Source organism: Gilliamella sp. B2824 (assembly GCF_026536245.1).
Lineage (GTDB): Bacteria > Pseudomonadota > Gammaproteobacteria > Enterobacterales > Orbaceae > Gilliamella.
The window spans coordinates 341,547-356,411 of sequence record NZ_JAFNON010000001.1 but is presented as its reverse complement, the minus strand read 5'-3'; the positions used below and the strand labels follow the sequence as shown (position 1 = coordinate 356,411).

Genomic DNA, 14,865 nt, shown 5'->3' with positions numbered 1-14,865 from the left:
ATAGTAACGATTATCTTCTTATTTAGTACAGCAATAATGGGATTTATTTTTTATTTTTATTTTTACTGGTAAAATGGCTAAATTCAACTGGCTTGTTTACCTATAAAAATAAAGGGTTATGAAAGATAAACGCATTAGTTTACAAGATATCGCAGATTTGACCGGCGTGACTAAAATGACTATTAGTCGCTATTTGAGAAATCCAGAACAAGTCTCTGAAAAAAACAAAGAAAAAATAGCAAAAGTTTTAAAAGAAATTAATTACATTCCTAATCTTGCACCGCAAATCATGTTGGGCTCACGCAGTAGGTGTATTGGTATTGTTATTCCTTCATTTAAAAATCACATATTTTTAGAAGTGTTAGCAGGAATTGAGTCTGTTACCTCAAAGCACCATTATCAAACCATTATTACCAATTATAATTATGATAAAAAAATCGAAGAAGAAAAAATTATCAATTTGCTATCCTATAATATTGATGCCTTGGTATTAATGGAAAAAAACCATACTAAAACAACTTTGCAGTACTTAAAAACGGCCAATATTCCTGTTGTTGAATTGATGGATGTGACTCAGCAATTTTTTGATATCCAAGTTGGGTTTGATAACGAACAAGCCGCCTTTGATATGACAATGCAAATGTTAGCTTCAGGCAAAAAAAATATTATCTACTTTAATTCTATCGCAAGTGCCCGTGATAGCCAACGCTACAATGGTTATCAACGCGCCATGAAACAATCAGGATTGATGGCAAAGCAGATTATTCCTGATGCAATATCCTCAATTAATTTAGGTAAAAGCTTATTTAACCAAGCTATCGAACAATATCCCGACCTTGATGGAATATTTTGTACTAATGATGATATGGCAATTGGCGTGTTACTCGAATGCCAAAAATATAATATTGCAGTACCTGAACAAATTGCTATTGCAGGCTTTCATGGTTTAGAAATTGGTCGCGCTAATCAACAAAAAATAGCAACGGTTATCACACCCCGTTTTGAAATTGGAAAAGTTGCAATTGAGCTTTTATTAAAAAGGCTAGATGGAGAACAAGTCAAAAACAGTATGTGTTTAGCGTATAAAATAGAAAAAGGACAAACAATATAAAAATCAGTCAAATCAATTAAGTAATCAAACAACAAAAATAGTTTAATTACTTAATTTGAAGTGATGTTAATTAATCATCACTATAACCTAAGCTTCGCAGAGCCCGTTCATCATCAGCCCAACCCGCTTTGACTTTTACCCACAGCTCTAAATGAACTTTGTTATCAAAGAAGGACTGCATATCTTTGCGCGCTTCAATACCAATTTTTTTAATTTTTTCGCCCTTATTACCAATAACCATTTTCTTTTGGCCATCTCGTTCCACTAAAATTAAGCCATTGATACGATACATGCCGTTGCGTTCATCAACTTTAAATTGTTCAATTTCAACAGTAACTGAGTAAGGTAACTCATCACCTAAAAATCGCATTAGTTTTTCACGAATAATTTCTGATGCCATAAATCGTTGAGAACGATCGGTAATATAGTCTTCAGGAAAATGGTGTTCACCTTCGGGTAGGTGTTTTTTGACAATACTTTTAATAATGTCAATACCTTCCCCTTTTTCAGCACTAATAGGCACCACATCGAGAAAATCAAGTTTTTGACTGATTGCTTGAATATGGGGTAAAAGTTGCGTTTTATCCATAACATTGTCAATTTTATTAATGACAAGTAAAACCGGACATTTACATCCTTTCAACTTGTTAGCAACCATCTCATCGTCATCATTCCAATGCGTACCTTCAACGACAAAAATAACTAGTTCAACATCACCTATTGAGCTACTCGCTGCGCGATTCATTAAGCGATTAATTGCGCGTTTTTCTTCAATGTGTAGTCCTGGCGTATCAATGTAAATAACTTGATCATTGCCTTGTGTATCAATACCAATAATTCGATGGCGTGTAGTTTGAGCTTTACGCGAAGTAATTGAGACTTTTTGGCCAAGTAATTGATTTAATAAGGTTGATTTACCTACATTTGGTCGGCCAACAATGGCAACAAAACCACAATGTGCTATCGTTTCTGTCATTTTATACCTAATTGATTGAGTGCTTGTTGTGCTGCGGATTGTTCCGCCTTACGGCGACTTAAACCGCGCCCTAAATATTGATTATCATCGTTTTCAATTTTACACTGAATTAAAAACTCTTGTTCATGATTGTCACCAGTCACTTCAAGAATTAAATAACATGGCCTTTCATGATGAATACCTTGTAAATATTCTTGCAAACGCGTTTTAGCATCTTTTTGTTTAATGCCGGGTTTAATTTCAGTTAAGCGAGTTTGGTACCAAGCTAAAATTAATTGACGTATATTTTCAATATCACTATCTAAGTAAATTGCACCAATTATGGCTTCTACAGCATCAGAAATGATGGATTCACGACGAAATCCACCGCTTTTTAATTCACCTTGTCCTAAAATAAGATGATCACCTAACTTAAAGTCTTTACCAATTTCCGCTAAAGTTTGACCACAGACTAAGCTTGCTCGCATTTGACTTAAATCACCTTCGTCTTGTTTGATAAATCGGTGATAAAGCTCATCGGCAATAACAAAACTTAAAATAGAATCACCAAGAAACTCTAAACGTTCATTATGTAATTTATTAGCACTACGATGAGTAAGTGCTAATTCAAGTAAAGATAAATCGTTAAATTGGTAACCAATTGATTGTTGTATTTGACTAAATTTTTTCATCATCATTGTTATTAATGTATACCACCAATACGGCTGAATCTTATACCGGTAGGCCATTCATTAGGTTGTTTTTCAAAACTAATCCAAATTGCGGTTGCTCGTCCAACAAAGTTTTCTTCGGGTACAAAACCAAAGTAACGGCTATCACCACTGTTATCACGGTTATCCCCCATCATAAAATAGTGCCCTTGTGGGACAACCCATGTCGCAATAGGTTGACCTTCTTGATGGTAAAAATAATTTGGATCTTCTTGTGAACCTTGAGTGGTTAAAATATCGTGAGGTTGCTCGCCCAACGTTTCTTGTTGTATTTTCATATCAAGCGATACCACAGATCGTGAATTGACAATATCTTGCTTTGCATATTGTTCTAGCGTATAAAAATTCGGGTTGGCTTTCATTTCTCTGTGCACTTCTTTCCAATCACTAGGTTTGGGTTCAGTGTAATGTAAATCTAACGGCTGAGCTTTTTGTCCAACACAATTGAGATCACTTATTTGACAAGCAGGGTAAATAAATATCTTTTTATCATTGACTGAATAGACAATTTTATCACCAGGCAACCCCACAACACGTTTAATTAAATCCATTTGTGGAACATTTGGATGTTTAAATACCGCTACATCACCTCGCTTTGGGTGGCCAGTTGGAATCAATACTGTATTTGTGATGGGATCTCTAAGTCCATAGGAGTACTTTTGGACGGCAATAAAATCGCCGACCAGTAAAGTTTGCATCATTGAACCAGACGGTATTTGGAAAGGTTCAAATAAAAATGAACGAATCACAAATACAATAAATAAAACTGGAAAAAATGAGGATAACGTCTCTATCCAGCCATTTGGTTTTCCAACTTCAGCAAGTATTTTGCCATCAACTTCACCATTGCATTGTTGGCGAACTTCTTCAACTTTTCTTTGTCTTGCTGGTTTCCATTTAAATTTTTCTAAAAACCAAAAGATTCCAGTTATAAATGTTGCTAACGTTAATATGATGGCAAATATTCCAGCCATTTTTTTACCTCTTCAACTAATTAATCTTTTCCTACATGCAAAATAGCTAAAAATGCTTCTTGCGGTAGTTCTACGTTACCTACCTGCTTCATGCGTTTTTTACCTTCTTTTTGCTTCTGTAAAAGTTTCTTCTTACGGCTTACATCACCGCCATAACATTTGGCTAATACGTTTTTGCGTAACTGTTTGACTGTTGATCGAGCAATAACATGATTACCTATAGCTGCCTGAATAGCAATATCAAATTGCTGACGAGGAATAAGATCTTTCATCTTTTCAACTAATTCACGCCCACGATAAGGTGCATTATCTTTATGTGTAATTAGAGCTAACGCATCAACTCGCTCACCATTAATCAGTACATCTAGTCTGACCATATCAGCAACCTGAAAACGTTTAAAACTATAATCTAATGATGCATATCCACGCGAAGTTGATTTCAATTTATCAAAGAAATCTAATACAACTTCAGTCATTGGGATTTCATAAGTCAGTGCAACTTGATTACCATGGTAAACCATATTAGTTTGTACACCACGTTTTTCTACACATAAGGTAATAACATTTCCTAAGTAAGTTTGCGGCACTAAAATATTACATTCAGCAATCGGTTCACGAAGTTCTTGAATATTATTTACCGCTGGTAGCTTAGCTGGGCTATCAACATAGACAATTTCATTTGATGTGGTTAAAACTTCATAAACAACAGTTGGTGCAGTTGTAATTAAATCAAGGTTATACTCGCGCTCTAATCGTTCTTGAATGATTTCCATGTGTAATAACCCAAGGAAACCACAACGAAAACCAAATCCTAAGGCTCCTGAATTTTCTGGTTCATAAAATAATGACGCATCATTTAAGCTTAATTTACCGAGTGCATCACGAAATGCTTCGTAATCGTCAGAACTTGTCGGGAATAAACCAGCATAAACTTGTGGTTTTACTTTTTTAAACCCGGGTAATGGTTTATCCGCTGGAGCTCTGGCGGAGGTTAAGGTATCACCAACTGGTGCACCTAAAATATCTTTGATTGCACAAACAACCCAGCCAACCTCGCCACAGTTTAGCGAATCTTTATCAACTTGTTTTGGTGTAAAAATACCAAGGCGATCGACATTATATGTCATGCCAGTACTCATTACTTTGATTTTATCACCTTTGTGCAGTTCGCCATTTTTAATCCGAATTAACGACACGACACCTAAATAGTTATCAAACCATGAGTCAATAATCAATGCTTGCAATGGTGCATTAGAATCACCTTCAGGAGGGGGAATATCTTTTACTAATTGTTCAAGTACATCAACAACACCTACTCCGGTTTTGGCTGAACATCGAACAGCATTACTTGCATCAATACCAACAATGTCTTCAATTTCAGCAGCAACGCGCTCTGGTTCTGCTGCTGGCAAATCAATTTTATTCAGTACCGGGACAACTTCCAGGTTCATGTCTAAAGCGGTATAACAGTTAGCAAGGGTTTGTGCTTCTACCCCTTGACCAGCATCGACAACCAATAAGGCACCTTCGCAGGCGGCTAGCGAACGAGAAACCTCATACGAAAAATCAACATGTCCAGGCGTATCGATAAAATTAAGCTGATAGGTTTGACCATCTTTAGCATGATAATCTAATGTCACGCTTTGTGCTTTAATTGTGATACCTCGTTCACGCTCAAGATCCATCGAATCCAGAACTTGGGCTGCCATTTCGCGATCAGAAAGACCACCACAAATTTGAATAATACGATCTGAAAGTGTCGATTTACCATGATCAATATGAGCAATAATTGAAAAATTGCGGATATTTTTATTCATATCAATAAATTATAGTTTATATTTTAGTTATATACTGTTGATTATCCAATAATGGTTTTGACAAATAATAGAGCAATTAGATAATCACGGAAAATAGAAAAGCAACATTCTACACATTAATAGCCACTAAGCATAGTCTTATCGAAAGGTTTGCAGCTATTTCTCAACAATATTTTGAGCAATTCGCTCAATGGTAGTTTTAGGCAAGTTACCAATAATAATAATATTTTTGTTACCAATATTTGTTGAAAAAATTGTACGTCCACCTTGTTGGATAAGCTGGTTTGATTGATTTGATGAATCAGAAGAAACATTTACTGTGAACGAAAATACGCCATCCGAAAAAAGTTTGGTTGCAATATCAGAATTGTAAAAATTGACATTATAAGCAGCAACTTCTTTAAATCCTTTTGGTAACCAAGCTAATCGCCATGCATCTAACATATTGTTCTGTTTTTCAATAGATAATAAGATAGGATAAGTACGGCTATCGATATAATCTTTCATTTTTTTCTGATCAAAGTCTTCATCGATATCTACTACTTTGAATTGATTGATAATCTCACCATCTTGATCAAGTAAATCGATTCGTATCGGTAAAAAATTCTTGTCATCTATCCAAATAATATAGCTATAGCGATCTTTATCTTTAGCTATCATTTTTATTAGCTGTACACTGCGATTGGCCGTTCTAGTTTTACCTAACTTCACAAATTCGTATACATCAGTAAGTTTAGTAAAATCATTATAAATGACATCAGGGAAGGCTTCGGTTATACGAGGGCTGGTAATAGAAAAAGATGCACTATCAGGTTGAAAATAACTGGTAATATTATTGTGTAAAATAATCTCTTTTGCAGGACCTTCAAGATAAAGCAATTGCGCTTTGACCTCCTCTTTTTGTAAAGCCCCTAAATGGCTATATTCAAAGGTCGTGACATACTGATCTTTATCTTGTGAAAGGAAATGGATTTGATAACTATTTGTTTGGACAGATTTGCTCATTTTATTTAACAAATTTACCGCTTTATCGGTATCAGCAGCAAAAACAGATAATGCAAACAACATAAAAAACAGAGTAACAATAATCATTATACTCTGTTTGATTTTGCACTTAGTTAAATAAAATGAAAAATTCATATAAAATTAGTACGCATTGAGCCTTTTTTGCAATTCATAATCTTGGACCAACAGTCGAATTTTATCATACTGTCTTTTTTCAATTAGTTGTTGATCATTGTGCTGTTGTATACCACCAACTGGCGCGACATTTACCCCAATGGGTACAGTATTTAAGACTGGCGAACCGTTGGAATCATCGGATTGCCCTTGGTGATATTGAACGCCTGCAATAATCGCTAAAGTCACACAGGCTGCTAGTCCAACCTGACTTACTTTACCTAAGCAATCTTTAATTCGAAGCCAAATAAGATTTTGTGCTTTGGGAATATCAACGTTATTTTGATCAGGTTGATTTGGTAGAGGTAAATATAAATTATCAGCAGCGATTGCTTTTGCGACTTGATTTGAAATATCTAACGTCAATGAACTATCGTGCAATTCACCACGCATTGCAGATCTTACAATGTGATAACGATGCCAACATGCTTGTAAACTTTCATCTTTTGATACAGCATCAATGAAGTGATCGTCGTTTAACTCGTCATCCATGAGTAATGAAAGTTGCTCTTTTTGTTCTATTTGCATAATAGATACCTTAAATTTATCACTGCTTATTATTAATTCATTTCAACCATTTATTAATGGTTTAATCTTTTCATCAATAATATCACGCGCTCTAAAAATACGTGATCTCACTGTTCCAACTGGTGTATCCATAATTTCAGCAATTTCCTCATAACTTAAACCGTCTATTTCCCGTAAAGTAATAGCCGTTCTTAAATCATCAGGCAAAGCTTCAATAGCGTCAAATACAACTTTTTCAACCTCTTTTGACAGGACTAAACTTTCTGGATTGTCCAAATCTCTTAACGAATCTGCACCTTCATATCCTTCAGCCTCACTTGCATCGATATCTGAAGATGGAGGACGTCGTCCTTGAGAAATTAAATAATTTTTTGCTGTATTGACTGCTATTCGATACAACCACGTATAAAATATACTTTCACCTTTAAATAGACTTAACGATCGATAAGCCTTAATAAAAGTTTCTTGCACAACATCAGGTATTTCTGAAGCTAAAACATAGCGAGAAACCAAATGAGCGAGTTTATTTTGATAACGTAGTACAAGCAAATTGAACGCATTTTTATCTCCGTTTAATACACGATCAACTAATACTTGGTCTGTTACTTTCTCCCCCATTACAGGCCATTCCTCATTATGTTAATAACTGCTATGTGGCCCAAAATTGCGCTTACAAACAGTTAGATTCTTAAATTTAAAAAAAGTTCCCACATTTTAATAGAAATTTTAAAAATTTACCTATTAAAATTACTTTTTTACTCTTTTTTATACTAAAACGTAATGTGTTTCTCAAATTTTTTTACATTAATTTTTAATTGAGATCGATTAATTTAATAAAAAGATCTCACGATCCCCATTATCACTGTAGGTAATTTGATAGAATTGCGGAAGATTAAAATTAACAGAGCTGCTTGTAGTAAAAGTAAAGCGATCATCAGACAAAACATAAAAATCGTTGATTGCTTTGACCATATTTTCTTTATTACCATTACAATTGCGATAGATCTCGATCTGATTATGTTCATTTAAAATATACAGATCAAAACCTGTTTGGGTATCTTCAAAAAAGAATTGTATGATGCCTTGATAAGCTACACTGTCAATTTCTTTTGGGAGTTCATTGGTTTCATCTAAAATGTTTAAAGGCCTACCTTGAACTTTGTTATTCGATACCGCACCATAAAAGTCGATAGCATTTTCAAATTGATGGAATGAAACACCTAAACGTTCAAAAAATAAATACCAAGATGCTCCATCAATTCTTAATGGTTTAACTTGAGTCGAATTATTGATAGTGGTAGTCAAACGTAATTCGACACAGTCATCCATTAATTTTTTAATCTGTTTTTTAATTTCAACACTAAAATATTTACTGTAACAAAAAATTTCCATTGAATTGGGTAAATCCGCATCTTTATGCATTCGGTTTAGTAATGCTTTTATGGCTTCAAGGACACATAATGTACCACTAAAGTGCAAAACGCGAATTTCATTCCATGAGTTGCGATAAAGCAAATCAACCGATCCCACTAAACTTAACTCTTTTTTACCATAATTTAATATATTAGTATTAATTTCATGGTCTAATTCACATTGAGTAGTTGGATCATTTTCTAAATTCAAGATGATCGCTAAATGTCGGATTTCACATGGGCCATACAATTGCTCTTCGGTTGCTGCTGGCACATCAATAGGAAAATATTCTTTTAGGTCATCAATAAATTTGGTTATTTTTGCTTTATCCCGATCCTCGCCATCGTGATAATAAAATTCAGTAGAGTCTGAGATTAAACGATTAAAGTAACACCAACTTACCAGCTTAACTAAATACTTACTATATTCTAAATATTGGTGACCAATAATTTGATCCAATATTGGTTTTTGTTTATAAACATACCAACCAGCTCGATTTATTCTATCTTCTTTAACATGAATAAAGGTTAACGCCTCTTCTTGTAAATTATGAGAAATGTTAAGCTTTAATGTGGTTATTTTACCCGGTAATACTTCAAATGAAGCATACAATTTACGTGTTAATATTGCTAAGTCTTGGGGACTAATTAAAGAATCCAAATTATTACGGCGACCAAAATTAAGTAAGTTACGATACCCCGTCATCATAGTTTGCAGTAAAACTTCATGTATTTCACGAACTTGTTCTATTTTCCAAGTATCGCTGGTATCGAGTTTAGCAAAACATGATTTATCCCATTTCCATTGCTTTACCAAATCTTCAAGTACTTTACGACGCCACGATAGCGTAGAATTTGCAATAGATAATTTTTCATTAACTTTTAGGTAAAAACACGTTCTTACTAATTTTAATCTCGAGAAATCTTTAATTTCAATTAGATAGTTACTGATTCGTTGCAATAGCATATAGTAAGAATCAAGATAACACCCTTCATCGCTTTTAAATGTTTGTATCAAATCGCGCATTTGATAAGCAATAGGTTTGTTTTCTGGATATATCCACGAATAGGCTTCAAGTAATAATGTCTTTAATACCGCTTTAAAAGGTGAATCAATACTTTTATAAAGTTGCCACAAGCTGGCGCCAAAATATTCTTCTGCCGATAGCCCAGTTAAAGGTCCAAAATCGATCCATTGATCACGTTCAATTATTTTTTGTTCAACTAACGCTTCAATACATTTTTCATAGCTAGGATAGGTTGTATTATTCACGGTTAAATTTGCGGGCACAGCAAACCACAATAATAGTTTGCCTGCAAGTAAATTAGCTGATCGATAAAACTCTTCCAATAATAAAATATGTTGAGCAGAACCACAGTTTTCGCCCATTAAACATTCATGATGTTGATTAATAAAACGATCTACATCAACAACAAATAATGTTAATTTTATTCCAAGCTCTTTTGCCCATTGTTCAATCAATCGGCATTTTTTTTGTAATGACGATTTTCTAACTGCCGATAAATTATTTTCAATACAAATCCAAATATCAAGATCTGACGTTACTGACTGGCCGATAGAGCAAGTACTGCCCATTGAATATAATGCGGAAATATCTGCCTTATTAAATGCTTGTGGAAGATTAAAATTAAATTCATTTTTTAACTGAGCAAAAACTTCATCAGAAGCTTGATAACAAGCAATGCCCATCGGGGTATCTTCGTTTAAATAGCCAGGCAAAGCCGGATGATGAAAATGAAAAAGCGCAGGCAACAATGTAAAAACACGTTGGAACTCTAAGGACATACCATCGAGTGCTCTTTTATGTTTTAGTAAAGCAAGATCTTTAAGTTCTTTTTTTATGTTGTTAATATAATATTGCATGACATTATCAAGGTGAACCACGTGTACTACTAACAAACAACTTCAATCTACCATGTTCATATTATAACGTAAATACAGCGTAAATTTAAAAACAAAACTAAATAAATATTATGATCACAACAGAACAGATAGCTAACTTATTGAAAACAGATAAGATAGCAAACGAAATGAATCAAAAAGCAGCAGTTTTAATACCGCTTGTTAAGGTCAATAATCAATTGCATTTACTGTTTCAAGTCCGCTCGAAAACATTGAAATGGCAACCTGGTGATATTTGCTTTCCAGGTGGGCGAGTAGAGGTAGACGATAGTAATCCAGAATATACAGCCAAACGTGAAACTTGCGAAGAATTAGGTATTTTACCCACACAAATAACTATTTTAGGACAATTACCTAAATTTATCACAAATTTTGCTATGACTATTTACCCTTTTGTCGGTGAAATCAAATCTATAGATAACTTTATCCTTAATCCTGATGAAGTTGAAGAAGTTTTTACCGTACCGCTTAATTGGTTTATCAACAACAGTCCTAGCCAAGCTACCGTTGAAGTTGGCCATAAACTTGGCAAAGACTTTCCTTTTCATTTATTGCCTAATCGCCCTCAAAAATGGCAGAAAAGATCAGAACATTTAGTTTACTTTTACCAATATAATAATTATATTATTTGGGGATTAACAGCTCAAATATTGAATAACTTTATTCATCAAATTCAGGTAGTTGTTTAAATTTCAAAAATAACCAAGTAATTCAAAAAGTTGTTGTATCGTTTTAAATTAACTATTGTTAGCAATTTGTTGCATTTTTAGCAAAAAGTGCTATGAAGTTTTATTTTCCACTATAAATATCTTGAGAATTATCTTAAAATTCATACATATATAGGAAAGAAAAAAGCTATTTTATAATTATTCAGTGAAAAAGCTTTATGTCTAAACGCATTTAGTAATAAGTAGATTAAGGCATTATACCGTAGAGTACGTGATATTCCATTTGCTCTATAAGTTATGCCATGAATTTACAAATTAAAAAAAGCGTTAAATTTAATTCTAATTTCAATAAATAAAAATGAAGGAAATTATCATGAAACGTTTTAAAAAATCATCTGTTGCATTAGCACTATTGTTATCACTACCAGTTGCAAGCTTGTATGCAGCAGAACCACTAACAGCTAAAGAAAGCAGTAATTTAATCCCACTTAAAGAAATCTCAGTAACAGGTAAATATTTACAAGCAGATAATGCGGCAAGTGATATTTCTCGTGCAGCTGATGAAGCAGGCGCTAAATATTATCATATTAAATCAATTGAAAGTGCAACAACTAGTGATTCAGCTGATCAAGCAATCGTTTATGCTGATATTTATCAATCAAAAGAACCTGTTGCAGTTAAAAAAGAAGAAGTGACTCAAAATGGTGTTGTTGTTTATCCTCGTGCGAAAGCACTTTACTACTTACCATTTGAAGTGATTAAATTTAAAGGTAATTACAACAACACTTCAGATATTATGAATGCAGCAAGTAAATTAGCAGCAGAAAAAAATGCATATGCTTTCTATGTGTATTCAATTGCACCTGCTGATGTAAAAAATCAAGCACAAGATATTGATGTTGCATTATACAAAAAAGATGCTGTAGCAAGAGATTTCATCGTGACTAAAGCAATTGAAGGTGAAGACGCTTACGAAATCAGCAGCGATGCATTCAAAAAAATGAAACCATATGACACTATTAGTTTCCATGGTTCATTCAACAATACAGCTGAAATCAGTGCTGCTGCTCAAAAACAAGCAATTGCTAATGGTGCACATTTCTATTATGTGAAAGAAGTATCTGCAAATACAAAAGGCACTTCACAAACTGTATATGTAAACTTATATAAATAATACGTTATAGTTTATACGTATTCCACATGCTATATAAATTATGCATGTGGAATACATCTAATGATAAAAATAACTATCAAAATATCAATATCTTTATATTCTAACAAATCGAAAACTTATTTTTTATTAACAGATTTTATTCCCTCTTTATTACACAATCCAAACACTTAATTGATTTGAGCCTATTTCACAATCCTTTATTTAGCTTTTTAAATTAAAGATAAGACAATACAGTTCGCTTTATAAGTTAATTTATGTATTGTTTAATTTCACTTCAACTTTAGATGTCCAAACAAACCATTTATTTAACGAGATATGCCCTACTTTTGCCACTCTTGAACCACGCTAATTCAATACAGCACTCAACCATAATAAAAGAAACTTTATTTATTTTGATACACTATGATAATGAACCAATATTATCAATTATTAAAATTCAATCGAAAGAATAACTCAGTTAATTTTGTTTGTACCTCATTCAACCGCTGATCTTAACAAACAATTGATAATTGAAATTTCACTGTAACTGATTCAAGTGATACTCCAGCAATTTGCTTGAAAAAACTCTAATTCGACAGAAAATTGTTGCCGGCAACCATATGAACTTGAATGGATGACCCATTTATTATTGATTAACCTTACCGAGTAACCAATCAAGCTTGCAACAGTTAGCCGATAAATAGCATTCTTAAGAATTACACAAGATAGAAAATAAAATCCAGACATTTAAATATCAAGCTCTATAGCCCAATATTAACGATGCTATTACCAATTTATAAAAGTGGTGCCCAGGCTCACTACAACTTATTAAGTTACACAGTTAACTTTCGGCTTAAACTGACAATTCGCACATACTGCGCTTTGCGCTGGGGAATAATAAAAAAGATTTTTTTGTTCGAAATAATCATTTATTTATTCATCAAACGAAAGGGCGTAAATATGTGACTACTACATATGGCGAAAAAAAATTGATCAAACACGGAGCAAAAATTGCGTTACCGCCGAATTTAACTTTAAATGTAGTTAATATGTGCATTGAAGATGCGATTTTGAATTGTGGCGGCAATGAATGCTTTATCGAAGTAAATGGTAAGCCGGTCCAATACTGGCGGCTTAATCGTAATTTGTGTAAATTATGTGATACAATTTTCCCCGCAAAATATTGGGAAGACTATGACCCGCCAATTTTTTTGAAATACGCTCACTAGCAGAACGATTATACCGAGATCAGGGAGTTAATATACAAGTATTGCTGGGGCACAAATATCGTAGCACAACAGATACATACAATGATTTAAGGGGCAGAGGATGGCATCACCTGAGAATTTAAAAACATATAGAATTTATGTGATAAAACAACGAAAAGGGGGCAGTGAAATACTCCTTCACACTCGTACAAATACGACTAATTTTGATGTTGCAAAAATGGCATTTTGGCAATTATACAATCAAGATTTTGATAATAAACATTTGCTACTAATGACATGTAATAGTAAAAAAATTAATGTATATCGCTTTCAATCAAAAGTGGGGGACGATTGCTATATCAATATAGATTCGGAGTTAAATTATGAATAGAGAAAGACAACGCAAAAATGAGCAAGCATATAGAGACAGGAATGCGGGGCGTCCTCGACTGGCTGGTACATATTTAACAGAAGATGAGAGCTCACTATTAAAAGAGTTGGCGGCAATTTGTGGTACCCAGAAAGCGGCAATATTTGAAGGTCTAAAACTTTTAAAAGAAAAATTAAAAAATTAAAATAATTGCTGACTAATAACCTCCCCATTATATTATATATCCAGAGTTAAGAAACAACTCGGCAGATTCTGGGGTGTAAAAAGGTAAACAATTAAAAAAAATTTAAATTTTCACATTACATTTCAAGAATGGCTCTTAACGGTATTTTAATCGCGGTATATTGTAATAAAGATGAATCAATTCATAAGCTAGTTGCGGAAAAAGATGGTATGAAAATTGCCGTGCATTCCCGATAAAGGTATTATTCGTTTTTTACGTGCGGCTTCAATGTGTGGAATTGACTTTCTTTAAAAGCTAATAAACAAGGCCGGTTATTCCGGTCTTTTTTCTGACCAAGAAAGCCCACCGTCATTTTACCGCCATAAGCTATAGTTGCTATAATTAACCATGCAATTATATACGTTTAACTCATTGTTTTATAAAAATTTAGTGGCTGGGGTACAAGGATTCGAACCTTGGAATGGCGGAATCAGAATCCGCTGCCTTACCGCTTGGCTATACCCCACTATAGTGTGAAAATGATATCTGGTACGGGTAGTGAGATTTGAACTCGCACACCTTTCGGAACTAGAACCTGAATCTAGCGCGTCTACCAATTCCGCCATACCCGCATATGAATAATTTAGAAAT

The 14,865-nt window shown here is 33.7% G+C and carries 12 protein-coding genes and 2 tRNA genes; 4 read left to right on the top strand and 10 right to left on the bottom strand.

Annotated features, from left to right (window positions below; genetic code table 11):
- Positions 1 to 118: 118 nt before the first annotated feature.
- Positions 119 to 1,111, top strand: a complete 993-nt coding sequence (gene idnR / locus J3U56_RS01635; protein WP_267366436.1) for a DNA-binding transcriptional regulator IdnR — start codon at positions 119 to 121, stop codon at positions 1,109 to 1,111.
- A 70-nt stretch (positions 1,112 to 1,181) separates the two neighbouring features.
- Here the strand turns inward: idnR and era are convergent, their stop codons facing one another.
- The 8 genes from era to J3U56_RS01595 all read right to left on the bottom strand — a co-directional run bounded on the left by era (position 1,182) and on the right by J3U56_RS01595 (position 10,613).
- A complete protein-coding gene (gene era / locus J3U56_RS01630; RefSeq protein ID WP_065633327.1) occupies positions 1,182 to 2,087 on the bottom strand; it encodes a GTPase Era in 906 nt (301 codons plus the stop codon).
- On the bottom strand, positions 2,084 to 2,761 hold the full coding sequence (rnc, locus tag J3U56_RS01625; protein WP_416379573.1) for a ribonuclease III: 678 nt from the start codon (positions 2,759 to 2,761) through the stop codon (positions 2,084 to 2,086). Before rnc ends, era begins: the two co-directional genes overlap by 4 nt.
- An 8-nt stretch (positions 2,762 to 2,769) precedes the next feature.
- Positions 2,770 to 3,771, bottom strand: coding sequence for a signal peptidase I (lepB, locus tag J3U56_RS01620; protein WP_267366434.1), 1,002 nt, complete (start codon positions 3,769 to 3,771; stop codon positions 2,770 to 2,772).
- Between the two features lie 20 nt (positions 3,772 to 3,791).
- Complete coding sequence (gene lepA, locus J3U56_RS01615; RefSeq protein ID WP_065633325.1) at positions 3,792 to 5,588, bottom strand: translation elongation factor 4; 1,797 nt, start codon at positions 5,586 to 5,588, stop codon at positions 3,792 to 3,794.
- Between the two features lie 156 nt (positions 5,589 to 5,744).
- Positions 5,745 to 6,680, bottom strand: a complete 936-nt coding sequence (locus J3U56_RS01610) for a MucB/RseB C-terminal domain-containing protein (RefSeq protein ID WP_267333341.1) — start codon at positions 6,678 to 6,680, stop codon at positions 5,745 to 5,747.
- A gap of 54 nt (positions 6,681 to 6,734) precedes the next feature.
- The gene (locus J3U56_RS01605; RefSeq protein WP_267333340.1) at positions 6,735 to 7,295 is read right to left on the bottom strand and encodes an RseA family anti-sigma factor; all 561 of its coding nucleotides are present in this window, start codon (positions 7,293 to 7,295) and stop codon (positions 6,735 to 6,737) included.
- A gap of 42 nt (positions 7,296 to 7,337) precedes the next feature.
- Positions 7,338 to 7,913: an RNA polymerase sigma factor RpoE gene (gene rpoE, locus J3U56_RS01600; RefSeq protein ID WP_267343548.1), complete on the bottom strand. Its 576-nt coding sequence runs from the start codon at positions 7,911 to 7,913 to the stop codon at positions 7,338 to 7,340.
- 207 nt (positions 7,914 to 8,120) lie between these two features.
- The gene (locus J3U56_RS01595) at positions 8,121 to 10,613 is read right to left on the bottom strand and encodes a class I adenylate cyclase (protein ID WP_267366432.1); all 2,493 of its coding nucleotides are present in this window, start codon (positions 10,611 to 10,613) and stop codon (positions 8,121 to 8,123) included.
- A gap of 146 nt (positions 10,614 to 10,759) precedes the next feature.
- Here J3U56_RS01595 and J3U56_RS01590 point away from each other — a divergent pair, with 146 nt between their 5' ends.
- The 3 genes from J3U56_RS01590 to J3U56_RS01580 all read left to right on the top strand — a co-directional run bounded on the left by J3U56_RS01590 (position 10,760) and on the right by J3U56_RS01580 (position 14,235).
- Positions 10,760 to 11,320, top strand: coding sequence for an NUDIX hydrolase (locus J3U56_RS01590; protein ID WP_267366430.1), 561 nt, complete (start codon positions 10,760 to 10,762; stop codon positions 11,318 to 11,320).
- Between the two features lie 352 nt (positions 11,321 to 11,672).
- Positions 11,673 to 12,473 (top strand): YdgH/BhsA/McbA-like domain containing protein, encoded by an 801-nt coding sequence (locus J3U56_RS01585; RefSeq protein WP_267343551.1) that lies wholly within the window; start codon positions 11,673 to 11,675, stop codon positions 12,471 to 12,473.
- 1,570 nt (positions 12,474 to 14,043) lie between these two features.
- Positions 14,044 to 14,235: a hypothetical protein gene (locus J3U56_RS01580; RefSeq protein ID WP_267333334.1), complete on the top strand. Its 192-nt coding sequence runs from the start codon at positions 14,044 to 14,046 to the stop codon at positions 14,233 to 14,235.
- 430 nt (positions 14,236 to 14,665) lie between these two features.
- On the opposite strand, the gene J3U56_RS01575 is transcribed toward J3U56_RS01580, so the two are convergent.
- Both J3U56_RS01575 and J3U56_RS01570 read right to left on the bottom strand, forming a co-directional pair.
- Positions 14,666 to 14,740 (bottom strand) — tRNA-Gln (locus tag J3U56_RS01575).
- A 21-nt stretch (positions 14,741 to 14,761) separates the two neighbouring features.
- Positions 14,762 to 14,846 (bottom strand) — tRNA-Leu (locus tag J3U56_RS01570).
- Positions 14,847 to 14,865: the final 19 nt, after the last annotated feature.